20 protein-coding genes are annotated in these 23,104 nt (G+C 65.5%); 9 read left to right on the plus strand and 11 right to left on the minus strand.

Going from position 1 to position 23,104, the window contains the following annotated elements; all coding sequences use genetic code 11:
* Window positions 1-5: 5 nt before the first annotated feature.
* Complete coding sequence (locus tag Q9R13_RS17720; RefSeq protein WP_310962498.1) at window positions 6-1,025, minus strand: phosphotransferase family protein; 1,020 nt, start codon at window positions 1,023-1,025, stop codon at window positions 6-8.
* Window positions 1,026-1,064: 39 nt separating this feature from the next.
* Complete coding sequence (locus Q9R13_RS17725; RefSeq protein ID WP_310962499.1) at window positions 1,065-1,532, minus strand: nuclear transport factor 2 family protein; 468 nt, start codon at window positions 1,530-1,532, stop codon at window positions 1,065-1,067.
* Between the two features lie 94 nt (window positions 1,533-1,626).
* On the opposite strand from Q9R13_RS17725, the gene Q9R13_RS17730 reads away from it, so the two are divergent.
* Window positions 1,627-2,319 (plus strand): histidine phosphatase family protein, encoded by a 693-nt coding sequence (locus Q9R13_RS17730; protein WP_310962500.1) that lies wholly within the window; start codon window positions 1,627-1,629, stop codon window positions 2,317-2,319.
* Between the two features lie 47 nt (window positions 2,320-2,366).
* On the opposite strand, the gene Q9R13_RS17735 is transcribed toward Q9R13_RS17730, so the two are convergent.
* Genes Q9R13_RS17735 through Q9R13_RS17775 form a run of 9 tightly spaced genes read right to left on the minus strand, consistent with a single transcriptional unit; the run spans window position 2,367 to window position 12,119 of the window.
* Entirely contained in the window at window positions 2,367-3,041 is a 675-nt protein-coding gene (locus tag Q9R13_RS17735; protein ID WP_310962501.1) for an isochorismatase family cysteine hydrolase, read from the minus strand.
* Window positions 3,038-4,690: a GMC family oxidoreductase gene (locus Q9R13_RS17740; RefSeq protein ID WP_310962502.1), complete on the minus strand. Its 1,653-nt coding sequence runs from the start codon at window positions 4,688-4,690 to the stop codon at window positions 3,038-3,040. Before Q9R13_RS17740 ends, Q9R13_RS17735 begins: the two co-directional genes overlap by 4 nt.
* Window positions 4,687-6,162, minus strand: coding sequence for an aldehyde dehydrogenase family protein (locus tag Q9R13_RS17745; protein WP_310962503.1), 1,476 nt, complete (start codon window positions 6,160-6,162; stop codon window positions 4,687-4,689). The genes Q9R13_RS17740 and Q9R13_RS17745 overlap by 4 nt, the downstream gene beginning before the upstream one ends.
* Window positions 6,159-6,626: a hotdog family protein gene (locus Q9R13_RS17750; RefSeq protein WP_310962504.1), complete on the minus strand. Its 468-nt coding sequence runs from the start codon at window positions 6,624-6,626 to the stop codon at window positions 6,159-6,161. The genes Q9R13_RS17745 and Q9R13_RS17750 overlap by 4 nt, the downstream gene beginning before the upstream one ends.
* The gene (locus Q9R13_RS17755; protein ID WP_310962505.1) at window positions 6,623-7,201 is read right to left on the minus strand and encodes an FAS1-like dehydratase domain-containing protein; all 579 of its coding nucleotides are present in this window, start codon (window positions 7,199-7,201) and stop codon (window positions 6,623-6,625) included. Before Q9R13_RS17755 ends, Q9R13_RS17750 begins: the two co-directional genes overlap by 4 nt.
* Before the next feature lie 20 nt (window positions 7,202-7,221).
* Entirely contained in the window at window positions 7,222-9,678 is a 2,457-nt protein-coding gene (locus Q9R13_RS17760; RefSeq protein ID WP_310962506.1) for a CaiB/BaiF CoA-transferase family protein, read from the minus strand.
* Window positions 9,679-9,725: 47 nt separating this feature from the next.
* Window positions 9,726-10,508: an SDR family NAD(P)-dependent oxidoreductase gene (locus tag Q9R13_RS17765; protein ID WP_310962507.1), complete on the minus strand. Its 783-nt coding sequence runs from the start codon at window positions 10,506-10,508 to the stop codon at window positions 9,726-9,728.
* Between the two features lie 20 nt (window positions 10,509-10,528).
* A complete protein-coding gene (locus tag Q9R13_RS17770) occupies window positions 10,529-10,921 on the minus strand; it encodes a Zn-ribbon domain-containing OB-fold protein (protein WP_310962508.1) in 393 nt (130 codons plus the stop codon).
* Between the two features lie 10 nt (window positions 10,922-10,931).
* Window positions 10,932-12,119 carry a thiolase family protein gene (locus tag Q9R13_RS17775; RefSeq protein WP_310962509.1) on the minus strand — a complete coding sequence of 396 codons (1,188 nt, stop codon included), beginning with the start codon at window positions 12,117-12,119 and terminating at the stop codon, window positions 10,932-10,934.
* Between the two features lie 405 nt (window positions 12,120-12,524).
* On the opposite strand from Q9R13_RS17775, the gene Q9R13_RS17780 reads away from it, so the two are divergent.
* From Q9R13_RS17780 to istB, 8 genes are all read left to right on the plus strand, one after another.
* Window positions 12,525-13,793 (plus strand): ABC transporter substrate-binding protein, encoded by a 1,269-nt coding sequence (locus Q9R13_RS17780; RefSeq protein ID WP_310962510.1) that lies wholly within the window; start codon window positions 12,525-12,527, stop codon window positions 13,791-13,793.
* Window positions 13,794-13,817: 24 nt separating this feature from the next.
* On the plus strand, window positions 13,818-14,513 hold the full coding sequence (locus tag Q9R13_RS17785; RefSeq protein ID WP_310962511.1) for an ABC transporter ATP-binding protein: 696 nt from the start codon (window positions 13,818-13,820) through the stop codon (window positions 14,511-14,513).
* Window positions 14,510-17,269 (plus strand): ABC transporter permease subunit, encoded by a 2,760-nt coding sequence (locus Q9R13_RS17790; RefSeq protein ID WP_310962512.1) that lies wholly within the window; start codon window positions 14,510-14,512, stop codon window positions 17,267-17,269. The genes Q9R13_RS17785 and Q9R13_RS17790 overlap by 4 nt, the downstream gene beginning before the upstream one ends.
* A gap of 15 nt (window positions 17,270-17,284) precedes the next feature.
* Entirely contained in the window at window positions 17,285-17,932 is a 648-nt protein-coding gene (locus tag Q9R13_RS17795) for a TetR/AcrR family transcriptional regulator (RefSeq protein WP_310962513.1), read from the plus strand.
* Between the two features lie 32 nt (window positions 17,933-17,964).
* Window positions 17,965-18,762, plus strand: coding sequence for a crotonase/enoyl-CoA hydratase family protein (locus tag Q9R13_RS17800; RefSeq protein WP_310962514.1), 798 nt, complete (start codon window positions 17,965-17,967; stop codon window positions 18,760-18,762).
* Window positions 18,763-18,793: 31 nt separating this feature from the next.
* Window positions 18,794-20,212, plus strand: coding sequence for an amidase (locus Q9R13_RS17805; protein WP_310965116.1), 1,419 nt, complete (start codon window positions 18,794-18,796; stop codon window positions 20,210-20,212).
* Between the two features lie 422 nt (window positions 20,213-20,634).
* Window positions 20,635-22,155: an IS21 family transposase gene (gene istA, locus Q9R13_RS17810; RefSeq protein ID WP_310961201.1), complete on the plus strand. Its 1,521-nt coding sequence runs from the start codon at window positions 20,635-20,637 to the stop codon at window positions 22,153-22,155.
* Complete coding sequence (gene istB, locus Q9R13_RS17815; RefSeq protein WP_310961200.1) at window positions 22,155-22,973, plus strand: IS21-like element helper ATPase IstB; 819 nt, start codon at window positions 22,155-22,157, stop codon at window positions 22,971-22,973. Before istA ends, istB begins: the two co-directional genes overlap by 1 nt.
* Window positions 22,974-23,104: the final 131 nt, after the last annotated feature.

Below are 23,104 nucleotides of genomic sequence, written 5' to 3' on the forward strand. Positions count from 1 at the left end.
CCCTCTCATCGGACGCTGAGCGAGTGGTCGCGGTCGCGGACAATTCGGGAGAACTGGTTGTTGAAGTGCGAGAGTGTCCCGATGAGCAGGGCGCTCATGACACCGTGTTGTCCTGTCTCGAGAGCGGCGACACCTTCCCAGATCTGCTGGAAGTACAGCAGATTGCTGACCACGCAGAAGTAGTCGATGGCGGCAGGTTCGACTTGGGCCTCGGAAAGCCCGGATGCCTTCCGGTATTCCTCCAGGACGGTGTCGGCGTCTTCGACGTAGAGGTTCGGCGGGACGGGGTAGATCGAGTAGTAACCCAGGTCCTCGCGAGGATCGCCGATGCGCGCATATTCCCAGTCGATGACGAGCGGGTCGCCCCCGGGCGGGAGGAGAATGTTGGCCGGCTGGAAGTCTCCGTGGACGAGGGTGAGCGGCGCAGGTTCGGGGATGTTGTGCCGCAGGTAGCCGACGACGTCGCCCATGACGGGCAGGGAAGAACCAGCGCGGCTTGCCAGTCGCTCGGCAAACGCGATCACGCCCGCGATGTGGTCGTCCCACGATGCTGGTGCATCGAGGAGGAGCTTCGTCGTATCGACCGCGTGGATCGCAGCCAGCGTACGCATCAAGCGCTTCGCGCCGGTCTTGAGATCTGTTCCCGCTGTCAACAGGCCCTGCAGCGTTCCGCCGGAGACGAAATCGGTGACGAGGCACTTCGCCTCGAAGAAGTCCGCCTTCTCGTCGTACCACTGGGGCTCGGCTATCCCGAGCGAGGAATGCTCGTAGAGAGCGTTGAGGAGCTGCCACTCCCGGTCGCGATCGGTCCTGAAGGGCCCGGTGTCGGTGATTGGGTCCGAGCGCAGGATATGCGTCGTCATGGAGCCCTCGCGCCAGTTGATCGTGGCGACCCAGGTGGTCCGGCTGTATCCGCCCTCGACCGATTCGACCGAGATGTCTGTCACGCCTCGATCAGGCGCGCGCGCCGCAAGCAGGGCCTTCAGCTGTTCCGCGATGCCGGCTGCCGTCTTCGTGGTGACCATAGTCGTCCTCCTCGAGGAAGTATACATCTGATGTTTAACTCACGCGCGGTGGCTGAAGCCAAGCTGGGCACGCCGCGAGGCGAAGCGCCACCCCTCGGGCAAGCGGACGAAGGTGTCGACGTACTCGCCGACGTAGCGTGGCGAACCGGTCGGCGCGAGCGGGCGCACGCCTTGTGCGTCGGTGGTGACCACATCATCGAAGTCATGACGGAAGTTGACCATGTAGGTCGACGCTGTCGCGTGGTCGTCGTCGAGGAATTCGATTCGTGTGTTCGTGCAGACGTGCCGTGTAGTACGGCGATTGTCCGAAAGGCGCAGGGGCAACTCGATCCGTAGCTCGTCGTGGCCCGTGTAGCGGAGGTCCTCGAGTGGCATCTCCCAGAGGCCGTCGCCGGCGAAGAGCTCCCAGATCGTGTCCACCGAGCCGAAGTCGAGCCGGTGGGTGTAGTCGACGATGAGGTTCTCGATGTCGCGCTGGTCGAGCAGGCGCTGCAGGCAGTCAGTCATCCGCGCACTTCCTCCTGGTTGGGAATGGCTGCTTGTTGCTGATGATGCTAGTAGTCTGACGTTTATGGCAAGGACTCCGACAGTGGCTTCGCAAATGACTCCGTTCGACCACATGGTCTACTCCTATCTGAGCCAAGAAGGGCCCAAGACCGAGCTCTTGCTGGTCCGGCACGGTCAGCAGTGGCTGCCCGGGCCCGGGGAGGCCTATGAGGGGCACCGCAACCCGGCCCTCTCCGAGACAGGGAAGGAACAGGCCCGGGCGGTGGGACTCGGTCTGGCCGCGCACACGTTGGATGCGGTGTACGCCAGTCCGTTGACCCGTGCGCACGCGACCGCGGAGGCGATCGGTGGACATCATGGCCTGGAGCCAGTCGTCCTTGAGGACCTGCGCGAGATCGACCTCTTCCGCGAGCTCGAGCCCGGGATCAGTGCCGAGGATTTCCTCGGCCCGATCCAGATGCAGGGCGTGCGTGAGCGGATGATGCACGAACGGAGCTGGGACGTGTATCCGGCCTCTGAGTCGTCCGCGGAGTTCCGGCGCCGTGTTGCCAACACGATCGAAGGGATCGCATCCAATCACGAGAACCAGCGAGTCGCGATCGTCTGCCACGGTGGCGTGATCAACTCGTATCTCGCCCACGTGCTGGGGATCGGCCGGGACATGTTCTTCATGCCAGCACACACGTCGGTGAGCACGGTGCTCGCCGCACCGTACGGCGTCCGCGCCCCACGAACGATCGGAGACGTCTCCCACCTGGCGCATCGTCGCGACCTGGTGACGTTCTGACTGGCACCGGTTGCCGACTGCCGTTCGGCCGGCACGAGGGATGGGCGTCACGACGCTGCAGTCGCCGCCAGCAGCATCGCCCGGACCTCGCTCGAGGTGCGCACGTCGGCCGCGACGCTGGCGATGTTCATCATCGAGGCGAGCTCCTCTTCCTCGGTCGCCGCGGCGTTGCCGTCGGAGAGATACAGGGTCTTGTAGCCGAGCTGGTACGCGTCGCGTGCAGTTGCTTCACAACAGGTGTTCGCGGCGCACCCCATGATGATCAAGCTGTCGCAGCCACGCTCGGCCAGGACGTCATCGAGGGAGGAGGAGTTCCTAGCGAAGGGGCTGTAGCGGTACTTGTCGACGACCTCGTCGTGGTCACTCAGGTCAAGGTCCGGGTGGAGGTTATGGGCAGCGTTGCCCACTCGCAACTCGTCGCTCAGAGCGTGAATGATCGGGCTCGCCAGCTGCCAGGGCGGTAGCGCTCGCGGGCCGCTCTCGGCGTAGGTGTGGCGCAGGAAGAAGACCTGGCCGCCGGCGGCGCGAACCGAGGCCGACATCGCATTCGCCAGCGGGATCAACGCCTGTGTGCGAGGCAGCCCGAACGGATAGGTGTCCAGGGTGAACCCCTGCTGGAGATCGACCACGAGGAGCGCGCATCGGCGTGGATCCAGATCAGCATGGTTGTTGATCGTGCGCCCTCGCTTCATGATCTGGTTCCACGCCTCGCGCGTGATCATTGGTCGTGGTCCTTCAGGATGAGCTGGGCGCCGCGCTCGCCGATCATGACGGTCGGCGCGTTCGTGTTGCCGCTGGTCAGCGTGGGCATCACCGAGGCATCAACGACGCGCAGGCCGCGGACACCCTTGACGCGGAGCGTCGGGTCGACCGCGGCTCCGGGATCTGCGGCGTCTCCCATCCGGACGGTACCCACCCAGTGTGAACCGCCGAAGGAGTGTCCTCGGATGAAGCTCTCCCATTCGACGTCGCTGTGGACGTCACGAGTGGGCTCGTTCTCGGTGACGACGTACGGCTTCATCGAGGCCGTCTCGAAGATCTCACGCACCTTTCGGCCCGCCGCAGTGAGGTCCTCGATGTCTCGAGGATCAGCCAACATCGGGTGGTCGATGACCGGTGCTGAGCGGTGATCGTCGGACTCGAGACGAATGGTTCCGCGTCCGCGCGGATGAACCGGTGACATGAAGGTGCTGACGATCGACCGGTCCGAGAAGGCCACGCCCTGTTTGTCGTGGCGGTTCTTGGCCACCTCCTCCTGGGTCGAATGGGGTTTCTCCTCGGCCAGCCCGAGGGGGGCCATCAGGACGTGGTACTGCGGCCAGCCCTCGGGTTCGAGCGGAGGTCCGAAGAGCATCGCGTGCGACAGGGGGGCGGTGCCGGGGCCGCGCCGCCTGAACACGAACTCCAGGCCACCCTTGAGGATCGAGAGAGGATTCAGCTCCTGGTTCAGGGTGCGCTCGGTCACCTCGAAGGTCATCGAGATCGCCGGGTGTTCCTGCAGGTTGCGACCGACCGCCGGCACGTCGGCGACGACGGGGATGCCCAGGGCACGGAGCTCATCCTCGGGACCGACACCAGAACGCAGCAGAAGGGTGGGGGACTCGAGTGCGCCGGCACTGACGATCACTTCCCTATTTGCGCGGACGGTGCGCAGCTGACCTCTCTTCTCGTACTCGACGCCGACAGCCCGGGTGCCCTCGAACAGGATGCGAGTGGCCACGGCATGTGTTTCGACCTCGACCTCTCCCCGCCGCCGGGCTGGAGCCAGGAATGATCGTGCTGTGCTGTGACGCAGGCCCTTGCGCTGCGACAACTGCGACCAGGCTGCTCCAAACTGGCTCTCACCGTTGTAGTCGTCGAGCAGCGGCAGTCCAGCCTCCTCGGCACCGGTGAGCCAATGGCGCACCATCGGATGCTTGAGCCTGACCTCGGAGACGCGCTGTGGGCCGTTGCCGCCGCGCCACGCGTTGGCGCCACCCTCGTAGGACTCCAGCGACTTCATGAAGGGAAGCAAGGTGGAGTAGTCCCACCCGGCAGCACCCATCTTCGCCCAGGTGTCGAAGTCAGCCGAGTTGCCGCGTACCCACAGCATGGCGTTGACGGAGCTACCGCCGCCGAGCACCTTGCCTGCCGCCCACGTGTCCACCGCGCCACCACGGGTCGCGTCAGGAAGCAGTTCGTAATGCCAGTAGTTCTGGGGGTTGATCCTGATCATCCCGGCGGGAATCTGGATGAACGGCGACAAATCCGAGCCGCCAGCCTCCAGCAACAGGACGCTTCCCTTGCGCCCCGCCCCGAGCCTGGCGCTGACGACATTGCCTGCCGAACCGCCGCCGACCACGATGTAGTCGGGATTGTTGGTGGTACTCATGCCATCGCCCACTGGACGTGCTGAGCCTCGGAGAACTCCTCGATTCCCCAGACGCCGTACTCACGGCCAACTCCGCTCTGCTTCATGCCACCGAACGGGGCGTCGGGCCGGAAGCCTCCGCCGTTGACCTGCACACTGCCGACCCGCAGCTGCGCGGCCACCTTCAGGCCCGCTTCCAGGTCGGTGGTGAACACCTTCGCGTGGAGACCGTACGGTGTGTCATTCGCCGTCGTCACGGCGTCGGCGATGTCGTCGTAGGGGAGGAGGACGCCCACCGGACCGAAGAGTTCCTGCCGCGACACCGGCGCCTGATTGTCCACGCCGCCGAGGAGGTACGCGGGCATGAACCAGCCGTCCAGGTCGGGCACGGACCCCTTGCCGATGACCGTCGCGCCTGATTCGAGCGCAGCATCGACCCTGGCTTGCACGTGGTCACGATGTTCGGGGCGGATCAAGGGACCGATCGCCGTTGAGGGCGCCCAGGGATCGCCTGCGGGAAGGGCTTCGATGAACCGACGCGCACGCTCGGCGAACTCGTCCCACCGTGAGCGTGGAACAAGTATGCGTGTGGTGGCGCCACAGCTCTGGCCGGAGTTGGCGAGGTAGCCCATCAGGATAGAGGGCACCTGCGACTCGAGGTCCGCGTCAGGAAGGACGACAGCCGGTGACTTGTCCCCCAGTTCCAGCGAGATCGACTTTGCCGTCTCGGCCGCCTGGCGCATGATGTGTGCGCCGACTGCCATCGAACCGGTGAAGGCGACCTTGTCCACACCTGGATGTGTGGTGAGGCGCTGCCCGACGTCGGGACCGCCGACGACGATGTTCACAACGCCGGGAGGAAGTTCCGAGAAGACCTCTGCCAGCAGCAGTGTCGTGAGTGGTGCGCGTGGGCTGGGCAGGAGGACTCCGGTGCAGCCGGCGGCGAGCGCCGCTCCCATGCCCCGCATGGCAAGGAGAATCGGGAAGTTGTATGCGGTGATGACGGCGGCAACGCCGACGGGGCGACGCGCGACCAGGCTGACGCTGGTCGTCGGTACGAAGTGAGGTCCGAGGTGGACGGTGCCGTCCTCGGCGGCCCGGTCGGCGTACTCACGCAGTGTCTGCACGGCGAGGTCGGTCTGCAGGGTGTCGGCCAGGGCCACAGGAGTCCCGACTTCGAGGATCACGCCTGCGGACAGGGTGGCCTGCAAGGTCTCGAGCTTGTCCGCAACGCGATGGAGTGCCAGCGAGCGCTCACGCGGGGACATCCGCGGCCACGGACCTTCGTCGAAGGCGCGACGAGCGGCATCGATCGCGGCGTCGACCTGGGACAGGTCAGCAGTTGCGAATGTGGTCAGGGTCTTTGTGGTCGTCGGGTCGGGAATTGTGAGTTCCGGACCATTGCCTGCGACGCTCTTGTCGCCCACCAACAGATCCAGGTTCCACGCGGGCGCGCGTTCGTCGACGCCTGCGGATGAGGGTAGTGATGTCATGACGTAGTCTCCATTTCTGAAAGGGGCACCTCGACGACGACCGTCCCCGGTCCTACCGTCACGCCGAGCGAGTTCCAGGCGGAGATCTCCAGGTGGACTACGCCGACGCCCTTCGTCGTCGTCTTGCTGAGGACCCGGCCGCCGACGTAGGTGGTGTCGCCGACGATGTTGAACTTCTTCATCCGGAAGCCTGAGATGGAACGGATCGTTGCCGTCATGCCCACGTATTCGCGAACGGCGCGTTCCCACATCCCGAGCAACATGAAGGTGTTCGCGTACATCTCGGGCGCGCCGGACGCCTGTGCAGCCTCCGTGTTGTGGTGAATTGAATTGAAGTCCCGGGTCGAGCCGGCAGCCATCACGAGGCGATATACCGAGAGCGGGAACGCGACAGCGGGCACCTCGTCGCCGGGCTGCACATCGGCAAAGCGCAGCCTGGCGCCCTCACTGGTTTCGAGGCTCATCGGTCGATCTCCTCATCATGTGCGTTGTAGGCGTAGGTGCCGGTGCGCACCCGCGCCACGACATCGAGGTTCTCGTCCACCACATCGGACTCCCATTTGATGAAGGCGCCCTTGCCGACCGCCGTTTCCTTGGGGGTGCAACTCAGGAGCCTGCGCCCCCGCTGGGCGAGCCGGGAGCCGACGACCACCGGGCGTAGGAACTCGATCTCCAGATCGGTTCCGAAGAAGCCGTTGGTGGGTGGGGCCAACTCGAGCCCGACGTTGTTGATCGGGCTGTCCTCCGGTTGGGCATTGCGCTCGTGGCTGGTGAAGATGACCTGGCCGGGCTGGCGCATCGGTGGAAGAGTCCACATCAGCATCGAAGCGGCAGGCGCAATGATGTCGTCGTAGCCGTGGGCGCGCGCGGTCTCGCGGCTGGTGTGGAGCTTGCAGTCGAACTCGAGCGGCTCCAACCACCGACGAATCGTGCTCTGCTCGACAGGGTCACCGGCGAAGGTCGGCGCCCCCTCGTCGAAGTTTCTTCCAACGGCGGCGATCATCGGCTGCCAACCGGCTTGCCATCCCTCATCTGCCATGTCGCACTTCCTCTCCTTGGTCATGTCAGGACACCTGTCCGTTCGAGCTCGGCGATCTCATCCGAGGTCAGGCCCAGGTTTTGGCGCAGGATTTCGTGGTTGTGCTCGCCGTAACGGGGTGCGGATCCACGCACGCGGGCAGGCGTGGCGGAGAGCGAGAATCGTGGGCCTTCGACTGTCACTGATCCGTGAAGGGGGTGGTCGACGGAGGTGAAATGGCCGCGTGCAGCGAGCTGGGCGTCATTCATCGCGTCGACTGCGGTCGATGCGACATGTGCGGGCACGCCCGATCGCTGGAAGAGGTTCTCGAGGTCCTGTGCGCGACGGCTCGCCGTCCAGGCGCTGATGGTCGCATCGATCTCGTCCTCACGCGCTCGACGCCCTGCCAGCGTCGACAGCGCCGGATCCTCGGCCCAGTCCGTGCGACCGATCGCGCGGGCCAGGGTCTGCCATTCGGACGTCGTACGCACCGTCAACGCGAGATGGTCCGCGCATCCGTCGTCTGTCGCGCGACAGCGATAGACACCGTGGGGCGCGAAGGCGTCGTGACGATTGCCGTGCGGCCGGGCGACGTGGCCGGTCGCGAGATGGGCGGCTAGTTCGGGACCGAGGAAGTAGACACCTGCCTCGGCCTGGGCGACATCGAGATAGCAGCCGCGGCCCGTCGTGCGTCGGGCGCGCAGCGCGCCGAGCAGTGCAATCAGGGTCACCCTGGGCCCGAGGAAGTCCGTGTAGGGGCCGAACGGCCCGATTGGCAGTTCTCCGGGGACGCCGACCAGTTGCTGATAGCCGCTCATTGCCGCGCCGATGTTGCCGAAGCCGGCGAGGCCGGACAGGCTTCCGCTCTGTCCCATCAGGGAGCTGCTGACCATGACCAGGTCCTCATGACCCTCGCGTAGCGAGTCGTAGTCAAGCCCCCATCGCGCCATCTGGCCAGGTGCGAAGGACTCGACCACGACATCAGCCCAGCGGGAGAGCCGACGGACCAGCTCCCGACCCTCGGCCGTGGAGAGGTCGAGCGAGAGCCCCAGCTTTCCGGCGTTGCATGTCTCGTAGAGCGCAGAGTTCTCGACTCCTGGGGTGCCGCCTTGGAAGGGCGGCATCAATCGGGCGGTGTCGACCTTCTTCCGCGACTCGACCCGAATGACCGTTGCTCCGAGATCGGCGAGTGTACGCCCGACCACGGGGCCGGCGACCACCCAGCTCAGGTCGAGCACCCGCAGGCCGTCCAGGGGACCGATCGTGTCGGTCCGACGGTGAGACTCGTGGTGTGCAGACGCGGGACAGGAGCCGGACAGCCATTCCGAAAGGACCTCCGATGTGTGCTCTCCCAGCTCGGGTGCTGCTCGCCGGAAGGAATAGAGCTCACCACTTGCGCACGCGAACCGGCCGGGCAGCCGCTGGCGGCGGTCGCCGTCGCCGACCTCACACCAGAAGCCCCTTTCGGCCAACTGTGGGCTGGCGGCGAGATCGGCAACATCGGAGATGCCGACACAGAGCAGTCGACGCTCCATCGCGGCCGCGGTGACCTGCGCCTTGGTCTTCGTCTGAAAGAACTCGCCGACACGGTCGCGAACCTTCTCTAGGTCCGACTGTGTGATCTCGCCGCGTTCGAGCATGGCGGGAAGGACCAGCCAGTCCCAGTCCAGATGCTTGGGGAGGGGGGCGTCCGCCTCGGCCATCCACGTGAAGAACCGGTTGGTGAAGTGGCCCGCCGCGGCTCCCATGGCGAGATGGAACTCGATCAGTCCGTCGACGCACGGCCATTTCGAACGGCGGGTGCCGGTGCCGCTGCCGCTCTGGTCGATCTTGCCGTGAACCGCGTCTGGATCGGGGTTGTCATCACCCGCGTACGGAGCGAGGATGCGGCCGAGGGTGCAGATCGTCAGCGAGGCTTGTGCGCTGACTTCGACGCGCTGGCCAAGGCCGGTTCGCTCGGCGACGTCGAAGGCGGCCAGGGCGCCGCATGCGGCGTCGGCCCCGGCGTGCAGGAAGGCCTGGTCCGAGCTGATCCTCAGTGGCTGGTCGGAGTTGTCCCGGTTGAGGTCGAGCGCACCCCCGGCGGCCCAGACGATCAGATCAGTCGATGCATAGTCCGCCTTCGGGCCCGAAGAGCCGAATGGTGAGATCGCCACGTGAACCAGGCGTGGATTGACCGCGGACAACTCGGCAGGACCGAGCCCGAACGATGACAGCTGGTTGCCGGAGGACTCCACCACGATGTCAGCGACGGCGACGAGGTTGGCCAGGCGCTCACGTCCGTGCGTGCTCTCCAGGTCGAGCACCACGCTGCGCTTGTTCGCGGCGAGCGCCGCCCATGTAGATCCGGCGGGCCCCGGACCCAGATGGCGGGTTGGGGAGCCTTCAGCGGGTTCCACCACGACGACATCGGCGCCGAGGTCGGCGAGCATGCGGCCGGCAAGCAGCGCGCCACCCTCGCACAGGTCGAGTACTCGACATCCGTCCAGAGATCCCATCGTTCCCTCCCTTCTGACATGCGCCACGCTGGTATTGGGCGGATCGGTCAGTAGGGCGACGTTCCGCCGTCGACGTTCAGCGCTACGCCTGTAATCCCGCTGGCGCTGTCACCTGCTATGAAGACCGCCGCTGCCGCCACCTCGTCCACGGTGATGGGGCGTTGCAGCGCAGACTCTTTGTAGAAGATGGCCGCCAGCGCGTCGAGGTCGGGCAGGCCCATTGCTTCGATGGTGACGGGGCCGCCGTCATAGAAGGCATCGGTCAGCACGATGCCCGGGCAGATGGCGTTGACGGTGATTCCAGCCGTCCCTACTTCCCGGGCGGCGGACTTCACGAGTCCGAGGATCGCGTGCTTGTTGCTCGTGTACCCGGGGATCCCTGCCTTGCCCAGCTTGCCTTCGATGGACGACATGGCGATGATGCGGCCCTTGCCCGCAGGAAGCATGTGTCGCATCGCGCGACGCATTCCCCAGAACGTGTGGTTGAGGTTCCAGTCGAGTTCGTACTGCCACTCGGCGTCGGAGATCTCCGCGACGGGAGCGGTCTGATCGCAGCCGCCAGCATTGAGTACGACGATGTCCAGCCCCCCGAAATGGGCGACAGTCTCATCGATCAGTCGCTCCACGTCCTCGCGCTTGGTCGCGTCTGCGGCGATGAAGTGCGCCCGATTGAGACCACCCAGCTCGGCGAGTGCCTGTTTGCCCTTGTCCTCCGACCTGCTGCTGATGACGACCTGCGCGCCCTCGCGGAGATATGCCGCCGCGATGCCGAGGCCGATGCTGCGTGTGCTCGCCGTGATCACGGCGACCTTGCCTTCGAGCGAACCCATGGTCTTCTCTCCCTGACGAGTCATGCGAGCGTGAACACGGGCACGTGCTGACCATCGTTGAGTTCGCGAAAGGCGATACGCAATGCGGACCCGGTCTTGACCTCGTCGGGATCGGCATCCTCGACCTCGGCCCACCACCAGGGACCCTCGTCGAGCTCGCCGATCGCTACCACGGAGCGCGGAGTGACGCCGTTTGCGTCCGGGCGACCGTGGACGAAGGTGAAGCTCACGACGGTCGCCCTCCCGCTTGCGGCGAACGGCAACATCGCCTCCGCCGGGGTGTGTTCGGTGCGTGTGTCCTGGGGACCGTAGACCCGGCCGGTGGATGGGTCGCGATGCAGCAGGAATTCGCCACGGCCGGCGAGATCAACGAACTCCTGCGTGGCCGGGTCGGCGCGGAATGTGATGGACATCGGCGTCTCCTCATGACGGATGGGTGCCTAGGACGAGAGTGGAGTGGTGATCGAGGACCCCGCCGTTGCCGCTGACGAGGAGGAGTTCGTGATCGGCGACCTGCCGCTCGCCGGCCTGGCCACGAGCCTGGATGATGGCTTCGGAGAGAGGCGTCATGCCCCACATGTAGTACGAGGAAAGTTGACCGCCTCCGGTGTTCAACTTCAGCGATCCACCGGGACCCAGGGCGCCCGACTCGACGAAGGCACCCCCTTCACCCTTGGCGCAGAAGCCGTAGTCCTCGAGACTGATCAGGACCGTGTAGGTATAGCAGTCGTACAACTCCACAACGTCGATGTCGGACAGACTCACTCCTGCCATCGCCAGCGCGGCTGGACCCGAGTCCACGGCGCCGCTCACCAAGCCGAACTCTTCGAAGCGTTCGAGGAAGTGCCCCGGGTGTGCCTGCCCCCAACCCAGGACATGCACCGGCGGCTGCTGCAGGTCCGCGGCGCGCTCAGGGCTCGTCACGATGACTGCGATACCGCCATTGGAGACCAGGCAACAGTCGAGGAGCCTGAAGGGCTCTGCGATCCAGCGTGAGGATCGGTGGTCGTCCAGGGTCATCGGGGTCCGTTGCTGGGCAAGAGGGTTGAGCGCGGCCCAGGCACGCTGCGCTACGGCAATGGCACCGAACTGATCCGTGGTGGTCCCGTATCGTTCGATGTGGCGTCGTGCTGCCAGGGCATAGAGCGGGTTGGCGCCGAGCACACCAGCAGCGGCGAGCAGGCCCATCCAGCCGGAGGCGCTCCCGCCTGTGTAACTTGCCCCCGCCGACACCGACTCCCGCAGAGGAGCGTCGGCGAAGACGCAGGCGACGGCGTTGACGACGCCGGCCGCGACCGCCAATGAGGCAGTCTGGACCATCGCGCCTGCGGTAGCGCCGAAGGACTGCATCTCGGCGAGCACATGGAGATCCTTGAGGCCGAGCGATCGTTGCAGGTCGAGATGCACGTCGTCGCTGATGCCTCCCGACACCAGGAGACCATCGATCTCCGACAGAGCCAGTCCTGCGTCCACGGCAGCGAGGCGGACCGCCTCGTCGGCGAACTGCGTGGCGGTCCGACCGTAGACCTTGCCCATCTCGGTGATCCCGAGACCGGCGATCGCTGCGTGGGGGTGATACCGGGTGTGCACCGAGGTGACGCCTCCGTCCATTTCGTCCGACTCAGATTTGTGGTGTGTGGGGCTTGCCACACGTGTCGCTTCGCGGTTGACTGTGGCACGCTAAGAATCAGACGGCTATAGAAAAAAACGGTCCGTAACTCAAAACTTTCGCTCTCTCGCCCGAACAGTCAGACTGATGAAGTGAGGGGTTTACTACGGGGAAAGCAAGATGATCGTCCCTTGACAGGGTAAACACCTGATGTTTTACTTCCGGTCATGTGATGCGGACCACAGCGCAGCGGTGGAGGGCGCAGCTCGACCTTTCGACGGGGCGATTCTCGGGGACCGGCGGAGCGTCGGCGGTGGCTGACGGGGCACGCATCTTCGATCGATCGCCTGTTCCAACCCGGGTCATGCACCCCTCACCAGGCGACCAACAGTAGGGAAGGACAATTCATGAAGGCCACGGGTAAAGCGATCGTCGCGCTGGCCGGCGCAACAGTCATCAGTCTCGCTGTGGTTGGTTGCGGCTCATCGAACTCCGGCGGCGACGCCGGCGCCAAGAGCAGCGCAGCCGCCAGCGCGCCGACCCTGACCGGGGACCCGGTGCTCATCGGCTCCATGTATCCGCTCACCGGCCAGGGGCTCAACGAACAGACCTGGCTCGCAGGTGCGAAAGCCGCCGTTGCCGGCATCAACCAGCGCGGTGGGATCAACGGCCACCCCGTGAAGCTCGACCAGTGTGACGACGGCAACGACCCGAACAAGGCGACCGCCTGTGCGCGCAAGTTCATCAAGGACAAGGTCATCGCCGTCGCGGGGGGCGTCACCCTCTTCGGCGACAAGATGACTCCGATCCTGCAGAACGCGGGCATTGCGCAGATCGGCATCCTGCCCATCGTCCCGGCGGAGTACAGCTCGCCGACGGTCTTCCCGTTGGACACAGCCGGTCTGGGCACCGTCGGTGGTGGCTTGTACGCGCTCAAGAAGATCGGTGCAGAGACCGTCTACATCGTCGCGCCCTACTCGGGTGCGGCAAGCGACGCCGCCATCGCCTTCACGGAGAAGAATGCTGCCGCGGCCGGCCTCACAGTGAAGGGCGTCGCCCACGTGCCCCCGTCGGCGACCGATTACACCCAGTACGCGCAGGCTGCGATCAGTTCGGGTGCCGACGCGGTGTTCACCAACCTGGCCCCCGCACAGTTGATCCCGTTCACCCGTGCCGCGCAGCAGCTCAACGCGCATTTCAAGCTCGGTACGGACGGCGAGGCGTCTCCGGGCGATTACAAGAGCCTTGGAATGCTGGGCAGCTCTGCCGTCTACGCAAGTTCGTACCCGCCGATCAGCGGCGACACCGAGCGGTTCCCGGCCCTGGCCACGTACAACGCTGACATGGATGCGGAGCTTGCATCGGGTGACAGCAACGCGGAGAAGGACAAGCGGACGTCGTTCACTCAGCGGGCCTGGCTCGCAGTCTCGGTCACTGCGCAACTGGCGGAGAAGCTCGAGAAGCCGGACGCGGCCGGAATCCTCAAGGCGTTGCGGACCGAGAAGAACATCGAGACCGGAATGATTCCAGCGTGGACTCCCAGCGCCAAGGGTCCGACGGGCTACAGGTCGATATCGAACGGCCAGATGTACCTGCTCCAGCGTGATGGTGATGGCGACAAGCTCATCGAGAACGACCCGGTCGACATCATGAAGATCCTCTTCCCCAACGGCTGAGTTCCGCCCAGAGCAGGAGTCGAAGTGCCCATTCATCTCGAAGCTGCCGGCGTCTCGGGTGGCTATGGTCCGGTCACCGTTGTGCGCGATCTGACGCTTGCGGTCCAACCCGGTGAGGTCGTCGCCCTGCTCGGGCCCAACGGCGCCGGGAAGTCCACGACCCTGCGATTGCTCAGTGGAGTGCTTGCTCCGACCGCGGGAGAGATTCGGATGAATGGGCGCTCGACCCGGGAAGGCCTCCATCGTCGAGCACGGTCCGGCGTCGGCTACGTCAGCGGCGAGAAGCCCGTCTTCTCACGGCTGACGGTCGCCGAGAACCTCAGGGTGTCCGGAGTCAAGCGCAAACGTGCGATCGACCTGTTCCCCGAACTCGAGAGCCGGTGGAACACTCGTGCCGGCAGCCTCTCGGGCGGGGAGCAGCAGATGCTCGGCCTGGCCCGGACCCTTGGCCGGGGAATCCAACTGCTGCTCGCCGACGAGCTGTCCCTCGGGCTGGCTCCTCTTGTGGTCGAACGACTACTGGCCGTCGTGAGACGCGCCGCCGACGAGGAAGGCGTGGCCGTGATCAATGTCGAGCAACACGTCGACAAGGTCCTCAAGATCGCCGACCGCGCTTATGTCATGCGCCGGGGCCACATCGAGATGGAGGACTCGGGTGAGCACATGCGCGGCCAGATCGACAAGATTGCCGCTTCCTACCTGACGGGGATGCAAGGATGACCAACTTCATCGAGTTCGCGATCCTGGGGATCGCCGCGTCGTCCGCCTACGCGCTGCTCTCGAGCTCCCTGGTCCTGATCTATCGGGGTTCAGGGATCCTGAACATCGCGCACGGCGCCTATGCCATGGCCGGTGGCTTCCTCTACTACCAGTTCAGCACCCTCAACGGGATCTCTGTCGTCTGGAGTGCCGTTCTCGCCGTGCTCGGCGCGTGCGTCCTGGGCGCATTGACCCATCTCCTCGTCATGGTTCCCCTGCGCAACTCGGTTCCCCTGGTCCGGGTGATAGCCACACTCGGTGTGCTGGCGGTCCTCCAGGGCCTCGCACAGGTCCGCTACGGTGGAACCGGCAATGCCCTCGTCGCCGATCCGTTCCTGCCGCAGGGAAAGGTGACCTTTCACGACCTGATCGTGCCTTACGACCGGATCATCCTCTTCGGATTCGCCGTCGTGGTCGTCCTGGGTCTCCACTTCTTCAGCCGACACACGACGATCGGGCTGGCGATGACGGCAGCTGCAGAGAACGAGATCGGCGCAGCCAGCGTCGGCTGGTCTCCCAACCTCCTCGCCCTGTTCACGTGGACGGTCGGTGCGGGACTTGCGGGCTTCGCCGGGGTCATGATCGTCCCCTTGATCGGCCTGCAGGTGCCGACGCTGACATTGATCGTCATCGCGGCGATGGCTGCGGCGCTCTTCGCCAGCTTCGAATCCTTTCCCAAGACTCTCGTGGCATCGATGGCGATCGGCATTCTCCAGTCGTGGATCCTGCTCTACGGGACCAATGCCCACTGGGCAGGCGTTGGTGATGCTGTCCCGTTCCTGGGGATCCTGGCGGTGATGTTGGTGCGGGGGAGTGCTCTACCGCTGCGGGGCCACATCGTCGAACAGCTGCCGAAGGTTGGATCCGGGCGGGTTCGTCTCGGCTACCTGATACCCATCGTGGTCGTCCTCGGGCTGCTCATGATTTGGGTATTCTCCCTCGATCTCACGACGGCGATCGCGGTGCAGAGCATCGCCGGAATCGTCCTTCTCTCGGTGGTGGTTCTCACTGGTTACGCGGGGCAGCTCTCGCTCGCGCAGATGGGCCTGGCCGGCATCGGCGCCTACTTCGCAGGGCGTCTCGTCTCCGTGACGGGGGCGCCATTCCTGCTCGCCCTCATCGTCGGCGTGCTCGGCGCCGTCGTGGTGGGCCTGCTCTTCGCGCTACCCGCGCTGCGTACGCGAGGGGTCAATCTTGCCGTCGTCACTCTCGGCCTGGGGGTTGCGGTGCAGTCGGTGCTCTTCGAGAACGGCCTCTACACAGGTGGCTCGAAGGGGACCAACGTCGGTGCCGCACACCTCTTCGGCATCAACTTGGACCCGGTCGCCCACCCGCAGCGCTATGCCGTGTTCTGCCTGGTTTCCTTTGCCCTCGCGGGAGTCCTGGTCGCAGCCTTGAGGCGGAGCACCATCGGAAGGCAGCTCATTTCGATCCGCACCAATGAGCGTGCGGCAGCCTCGATCGGGATCAGCGTCTTCCGGACAAAACTGCTTGCCTTCGGCATCTCCTCGGGCATTGCTGGACTCGGCGGCATCCTGCTGGCGTTCAACGGTCACTACATCACCTATTCGACGGGATTCGATGCGCTGACATCGATCAACCAGGTTGGGAATGCGGTCGTCGGTGGCCTCGGCTACGCGAGCGGTCCCTTGGTCGGTTCGACCCTCCAGGCGGGTGGCATCGGCTCCTACGTGCTCAATCACTTCGGCTCACTCGATCCGTGGCTAACGGTGATCGGCGGCGTCTCCCTGATCCTGATGTTGCTGGGCAATGCCAATGGGGCGGTGGCGAACCTCACCGACATGACTGCGTCGTTGGTTGCCAGGTTCCGCGGGCGGGAGCCGGCCGAGGTCCGTGCCGGCGAGAAGACCTCGGCGCCGAGCCGGACGATTCCGGAGCCCTCGGTCGACAAGCCTTCACTCGCGCTGGTGGCGCGCGACGTGACGGTTCGCTACGGCGGTGTCACGGCAGTCGACTCCGTGGGCCTCGAGGTGCGCTCGGGTGAAGTGGTGGGACTGATCGGTCCGAACGGTGCGGGCAAGACGACGATGATCGACGCGTTGACGGGCTTCGTAGCAGCAGACATGGCAGAGCTCCGCCTCGGCGACACCGACCTCCGTAGGACACCCGCCCATCGTCGTGCACGACTCGGTCTCACACGCTCCTTCCAATCCCTGGAACTGCTCGAAGATCTCACCGTCGCGGACAACCTGATGGCTGCCGCCGAGCGTCACCAGGGACTGCGCGGCGTTCTTGAAAGCGTGCTGGGACGGCGCCGGTCGCTGCCGGTCCGTGTGCAGGAGATCGTCGACCAGATGGGGCTGGGCGACTGCCTGCACCTGGTCCCCGGAGAGCTTCCGTACGGCCGCCGCCGGCTCGTGGCCATCGCGCGTGCCGCTGCGGCGAGTCCGACGATCCTCCTCCTCGATGAGCCCGCCGCCGGTCTGGATGACACGGAGACCCGCGAGCTGGCGACCGTGATCAGATCGCTGGCCGAGGAGCAGGGTCTGGGCGTCCTGCTCGTGGAGCATGACATGAGCCTGGTGATGGACGTCTGCGACCAACTCGTGGTACTCAACTTCGGCCAGAAGATCGCCGAGGGAAGCCCCGCCGAAGTGCAGCAGCTCCGTGTGGTTCGCGAGGCATACCTCGGCGACATGGAAGACGAGGAAGAGGCGGATTGCGATGACCGAACGGTCGCATCCGCAGGGAGCTGAGCGAGGGGTGCTTCGATGAGTCGTGGCGCTGGTGGCCGTCCCCGCGCCCCGGACGCTGATGACCGGATCCTGACAGCGGCGTACGAGCTCTATGCGGAGAAGGGCTGGCGCGGCTTCTCGATCGGGGAGATCTGCCGACGGTCGGGATCCGGCAAGTCGGGCATCTACCTGCGCTGGTCGGGCCGCGCCAACCTCGTGGTGGCAGCCATTGCATCCCGTGAACTCGACTGGGCCTCGTGCGACACCGGAGACATTCGCAGTGACCTGCTCGCGCTCGCGCGCCTCGAGTATCTCGCCCAGACCTCGGGACACTACGCGGTCCTGGCGCGGTTGAAGACGGATGCTGCGACCTACCCGGAGTTGGCTGAGCTCACGGAGTCCGAGCTGTACCGCGCGCCGGTCCGGCATGTACGCGGAATCGTCAAGCGTGCCATCGAGCGTGGCCAGCTGCCCCGGCGAACCTCCACTGCGCTCATCTCGGATCTCGTTATCGGTGCCGTCATGAACCGTGCGATGGCCACACCGACGAACCTGCGGGCCGAGGTGAAAGCGAGGACCGAGGAGTACCTGAACCAGCTCGTCGATCTCGTCATAGCCGGCGCATGGCGTCTGGCTCAGGACTCAGACGAGGAAGCGGCCCACACCTTGACCCTTAGCCAGTGAAGGGAAGTTCTTTCGTGCAGAAGGCACCAGACGTGGTTCGGAACGAGGCGGTTCTCACCGAAAGGCGCGAGGCGGTGATGTTGGTGACGATCAACAGGCCCGAAGCGCGCAACGCCGTGAATCTGGCCGTGTCGCTCGGCGTCGGCCGGGCGTTGGACGAAGCCGATCGAGATCCCGATGTTCGCGCCGTCGTCATCACCGGGCAAGGTGATCTCTCTTTCTGCGCAGGGGCAGACCTCAAGGCAGTCGCGCGTCGCGAGATCGTTGTTCCGGTCGATGGGCCCGAGGCCACGTGGGGTTTTGCCGGCTATGTCTCGCACCCGATCAGCAAGCCCACGATCGCTGCTGTCAAGGGCTTTGCGATGGGTGGCGGAACCGAGATCGCTCTGGCCAGCGACCTCGTCGTTGCGGCGAAGAACGCTGTCTTCGGGCTTCCCGAGGTCAAGCGTGGGCTTTTCGCAGGTGCCGGCGGTGCCTTCCGCCTGGTGCAGCAGATGCCACAGAAGATCGCGATGGAGTTGCTTCTGACCGGTGACAGCATCACGAGCGAGCGCGCTCTCGAACTGGGCTTGGTCAACCGAGTGGTCGACGTCGAGGATGTTGTGGCGACCGCTCTCGATCTTGCGGATCAGATCGCAAGCAATGCGCCACTGTCGGTGCAGGCAACCAAACGAGTTGCTCTGGGGATCGTTGGCGCCGTTGTGCGTGGGGAAGACCCCCGCTGGGCACAGACTGAGCGTGAGGCCCGCACCTTGATGAGCTCTCAGGATGCTCAGGAAGGCCCTCGCGCTTTTGCGGAACATCGCGCCCCGAGGTGGAACGGCCGTTGATCCAGCCGCTGCCGCCAGCCTGGTTTCGAGAATGAGGCCGGGTGAGGTGGACGAGACCACCGCTTCCAGTCCGGTCAGCGCCGCTGTGCGAAGGGCTCGCGCTGATGGTGCGTCATCCGTCGTACGTGAGGCCTATCGTGCGATTGCCGCAGCTGAGTCGTCCGCGGAACTGAATGCATGGGTCAGGCTCTATCGAGGACGAGCTCTTGGCGTGTCAAAGAAGCTGGACGAACTCGACCCGAGTGAACGGCGCCAGCGGCTGCTGTTCGGCCTCCCCGTCGGGGTTAAGGATGTCATAGCGGTCTCCGGATGCCCGCTGACGGCGTCGAGTGACCGCCTGCACGGACGACCACGGAACGAGAGCTCCCTCGTCATGAAACGTCTCGAGCGCGCCGGTGCTGTGGCTGTGGGTCACTGCCACACGCATGAGTTCGCCGCAGGTGCCACGACAGACCAGTGTGCGAATCCCTGGGACGTCGCGAGATCCCCTGGTGGCTCAAGCGGAGGCTCGGCTGTGGCGGTGGCAAGTGGTGCCGTGCCGCTGGCGCTTGGCACCGACACGGCCGGATCTCTCCGGATCCCGGCCGCGCTCTGTGGCATCAGCTCGTTCAAGCCGACGTACGGCCTGGTTCCGAACCAGGGGTCGATCCCACTGGCGGCGTCCTTCGACCACATCGGCCCGATGGCTCGTGAGGTTTCCGACTGTGCACGGGTATTCATGCTCATGTTGAGCGACTCGGATCGACATCGTCTGGGCGGGCGTCGATCGGTGCCGCCTGAGGACCTCTCCGGGATACGAATCGGAATATGTGAGGCGCCCGACCGGACCGGGTTGCTCGACGAAGATGTCGCCACGGGGCTGGTGCGCGCATCCGAGTCGCTCGTGGAGCTCGGGGCGGAGTTGGTCTCGTTCCGCTTCCCGGCCGACCTCCTCGAGGGCTTCGCTGACTTCATGCCCCTGCTGTGCACGGACCTGTGGCGCTACCACCGCACGCTCACGAATGAGCCCGGTAAGTACCAGCCCGACGTGGCTGCGCTAGTGAATGCTGCCGCAGCGGACCATCTGGACGCCGAGAGGTACGCCGAGGCACAGCGGCGCCGGCGGCGGGCGATCGCGCGGTGGGAGGAGGGGATGGCTTCCGCAAATCTCAACGCTGTGCTCGAACCGACCTGTCCGATCACAGCGCCGCTTCGTGCATCACACGGCGACGTGGGCAATCCCGCAGCGGTGTCGCTCGCGGCGCTGACCGCGCTCTGGGACTACACCGGCAGCCCCGTAGTCGCCCTGCCGAGCGGCGTAGGGCCTGACAGCGGTCTTCCGACGGGCGTGAGCCTTGTTGGCACTTGCGACACTGATCTTCAAGTGCTCGATATAGGTGTCGCGTTGCAGACACTCATGCGGCCTCCGACCAGTCCGATCGCACTGAGGGTTGCCGCATCCGCTTGGTGAGACGGCCCTCGGAGCCTGTTCATGGCTTGAAAGTGGATGTCGACCGAGACGCGATGATCGATGGCATGACCGCCGGGATCCGGCCGATGCTCTTCTTAGCCGATGACAATGGCTCCACACCGCTTGGCAGCGAAGGGAGCGTCACTCCCAATTCTGGGTCGCGCGGCCGGCGCCAACACTAAGCGTCGACCTCGACACGCGTCCGGCGAGATCGACCAAGCGTGGTGACAGCGGACAGTCCAAGATCCCTGTAGGCGGACACTTCATCTCCCTCTCCGCGGACAGCTGATCTCCCTTCACGGACTACGGGGCCGGTCGTGTCGGTCCGAAATTGAAGGTCCCTCCGGGGCAACGCTCGAGGTCTCTAACCACGCTCGAGCTGCCTCACCGGAGGGACTGTGAAGAAGTCTGACAGGGAAATCATGGAGATTCTGGAAGCGTTTGATGCCACCGGGTGTGCGCACTCGGCGGCGCTGTTGGCGGGGGTAGACCCCAAGACCGTGCGCCGGTATGTCGCCAAGCGTGATGCTGGTGAGCCGGTCGATGCGCCGGTGCAGCGTCCGAAGTTGATCGACCCGTTCCTGCCGAAGATCGAGGAACTGGTCGAGCAGTCCGAGGGCACGGTCCGTGCCGATGTGCTGCACGAGCGGCTGGCCGCGATGGGATTCACCGGCGACGAGCGGACCACCCGGCGCGCGGTCGCGAACGCCAAGCAGGCCTGGCGCAACGGGCACCGCCGTCAGTACCGGCCCTGGATCACCGAGCCTGGTTTGTGGTTGCAGTTCGACTGGGGCCACGGGCCGGTCGTCTTCGGTCCTGATGGTCGACCACGGCAGACGCTGCTGTTCTGCGCGTGGTTGGCCTGGTCGCGATTCCGGGTCGTCCTGCCGACCTGGGACCGCAAACTCGAGACCCTGCTGACGTGTCTGGACACCACCTTGCGCAGGGTGGGTGGGGCGCCGACGTATGCGTTGACCGACAACGAGAAGACCGTGACGGTCGAGCACATCGCCCGGGTTCCGGTCCGGCATCCGATGATCGTGGCCGCGGGCCGCCACTACGGGCTGACGATCCATACCTGTGTCCCGTTCGACCCTGAGTCCAAGGGTGGGTCCGAAGCCACCGTGCGGATCGCGAAGGCAGACCTGGTCCCGACCAAGGCGAACCTGCTGACCGGCTACAACTCGTTCGCCGAACTGGACGAGGCGTGTGAGGCGTTCTGCGTCAAGGTCAACAACCGGATCCACCGTGAGACCGCACGCATCCCGGCCGAGGCGCTGGTCATCGAGCAGGCACGGTTGCATCCGATACCGGTGGCACCATTCACCGCAGCGCTCGGTGAGACCCGCATGGTCAACACCGACCAGACAATTCGGTTCGGGTCGGTGCGCTACTCCACCCCGTCGGGCCTGGTGGGTCGTGAGGTCTGGGTCCGTGCCGACGGCGACGAGCTCGTCATCACTGCCAACCTCCAGGCAGGGCTCACCGAAGTCGCCCGGCACCGGCTCTCGACGCCGGGGAACCCGCGGATCGACCTGTCCCACTATCCCGACCATCCCCAACAGCCCGACGGGTCCCCGAAGCCACCGCAACCGAAGGGCCGCAGTGACCAGGAGAAAGCGTTCCTCGGGTTGGGACCGGGCGCGCACTCGTGGCTGATCGAAGCCGCCGCCGTGGGTGCGCAACGCGTTCGGTCGAAGATGACCGCCGCGCTCGAGCTCGCCGCCCTGGTCGGGACCGGACCCGTCGACGCTGCGTTGGGTGTTGCTGCCGCAGCCGGCCGGTTCGCCGAGGGCGACCTCCTCGCGATCGTGACCCACCGCGCGAACGGTGCCTCGATCGCCAGCATGGTCGTCGCCGACGACGCTCACTCGGTCCAACCCGGCACCAGCGGCTGGGCAACCTTCGGTGCCCGCCCAGAGGGTCTAGAAGAGGAACAGTGATGACCACGCCGACCACGCGAGGTCCCCAGTCGACCGCCCTCAGCACCCAGTCGGCCTCGGCGCCGGAGCTGCCCGAGGAACTCCTCGCGGTCTTGAAACGGATGCGGTTGCCCTACCTTCGCAACGTCGCACCCGAAGTGTTGGCCACCGCACGGGCGCAACGCTGGGACCCCGCCGAGGTCCTGCGGGTCCTGATCACCGAGGAGATCCGCGGCCGTGATGACGCCACCAGGAGGATGCGACGCAAAGCCGCCGGCCTGCCCGCCGGGAAGACGTTCGAGTCCTGGCGCGAGACCGACTCCTCCATCCCACCCGGCACCCAGACCGGCCTCGCCACCCTGGAATGGGTCGGCCGGGCCGAGAACCTCGCCGTCGCTGGCCCCAGCGGCACCGGGAAGACGCACTTCGTTGAAGCCCTGGCCCACAAGGTCATCGACGAGGGCATGCGCGTCTCCTGGTTCAGCCTCGAATCGCTGACCACAGCGATCGGTCGCGCGAGCGTCGATGGATCCGTCGCCAAGACCATCGCCCGGATCACCAGGGCCGAGCTCATCGTGATTGATGACATCGGCATGCTCCCCGCTGGCCAAGCAGCCGGCGAGGCGTTCTACCGCGTCGTCGACGCTGCCTACGAACGCCGCTCCATCGCCGTCACCAGCAACCTGCACCCCTCCGGGTTCGACACGATCATGCCCAAGACTCTGGCCACAGCCACCGTCGACAGGCTGCTCCACCACGCACACGTCGTGCTCACCGAGGGCACCTCACTGCGCCTCTCCGAAGCCACCGCCGGACGAGGAGTGGTGCCTCTGACCTAACCAACGCAGGGAGATCAGTTGTCCGTGGACAGGGATATCAACTGTCCGCCAGCAAGGAGATCACCTGACCGCCCACAGGGAAGTCCCGCTGTCCGTTGACACGTGGAAAGTGCGTCGTCCGGTTCGAGACG

The sequence above is a fragment of the Nocardioides marmorisolisilvae genome (assembly GCF_031656915.1).
GTDB lineage: Bacteria > Actinomycetota > Actinomycetes > Propionibacteriales > Nocardioidaceae > Marmoricola > Marmoricola terrisoli.

Coding starts and splice junctions, on each gene's coding strand:
- Q9R13_RS17720 (WP_310962498.1), bottom strand. CDS start 1,025: ATGGTCACCACGAAGACGGCAGCCGGCATCGCGGAACAGCTGAAGGCC.
- Q9R13_RS17725 (WP_310962499.1), bottom strand. CDS start 1,532: ATGACTGACTGCCTGCAGCGCCTGCTCGACCAGCGCGACATCGAGAAC.
- Q9R13_RS17730 (WP_310962500.1), top strand. CDS start 1,627: ATGACTCCGTTCGACCACATGGTCTACTCCTATCTGAGCCAAGAAGGG.
- Q9R13_RS17735 (WP_310962501.1), bottom strand. CDS start 3,041: ATGATCACGCGCGAGGCGTGGAACCAGATCATGAAGCGAGGGCGCACG.
- Q9R13_RS17740 (WP_310962502.1), bottom strand. CDS start 4,690: ATGAGTACCACCAACAATCCCGACTACATCGTGGTCGGCGGCGGTTCG.
- Q9R13_RS17745 (WP_310962503.1), bottom strand. CDS start 6,162: ATGACATCACTACCCTCATCCGCAGGCGTCGACGAACGCGCGCCCGCG.
- Q9R13_RS17750 (WP_310962504.1), bottom strand. CDS start 6,626: ATGAGCCTCGAAACCAGTGAGGGCGCCAGGCTGCGCTTTGCCGATGTG.
- Q9R13_RS17755 (WP_310962505.1), bottom strand. CDS start 7,201: ATGGCAGATGAGGGATGGCAAGCCGGTTGGCAGCCGATGATCGCCGCC.
- Q9R13_RS17760 (WP_310962506.1), bottom strand. CDS start 9,678: ATGGGATCTCTGGACGGATGTCGAGTACTCGACCTGTGCGAGGGTGGC.
- Q9R13_RS17765 (WP_310962507.1), bottom strand. CDS start 10,508: ATGGGTTCGCTCGAAGGCAAGGTCGCCGTGATCACGGCGAGCACACGC.
- Q9R13_RS17770 (WP_310962508.1), bottom strand. CDS start 10,921: ATGTCCATCACATTCCGCGCCGACCCGGCCACGCAGGAGTTCGTTGAT.
- Q9R13_RS17775 (WP_310962509.1), bottom strand. CDS start 12,119: ATGGACGGAGGCGTCACCTCGGTGCACACCCGGTATCACCCCCACGCA.
- Q9R13_RS17780 (WP_310962510.1), top strand. CDS start 12,525: ATGAAGGCCACGGGTAAAGCGATCGTCGCGCTGGCCGGCGCAACAGTC.
- Q9R13_RS17790 (WP_310962512.1), top strand. CDS start 14,510: ATGACCAACTTCATCGAGTTCGCGATCCTGGGGATCGCCGCGTCGTCC.
- Q9R13_RS17795 (WP_310962513.1), top strand. CDS start 17,285: ATGAGTCGTGGCGCTGGTGGCCGTCCCCGCGCCCCGGACGCTGATGAC.
- Q9R13_RS17805 (WP_310965116.1), top strand. CDS start 18,794: ATGAGGCCGGGTGAGGTGGACGAGACCACCGCTTCCAGTCCGGTCAGC.
- istA (WP_310961201.1), top strand. CDS start 20,635: ATGGAGATTCTGGAAGCGTTTGATGCCACCGGGTGTGCGCACTCGGCG.
- istB (WP_310961200.1), top strand. CDS start 22,155: ATGACCACGCCGACCACGCGAGGTCCCCAGTCGACCGCCCTCAGCACC.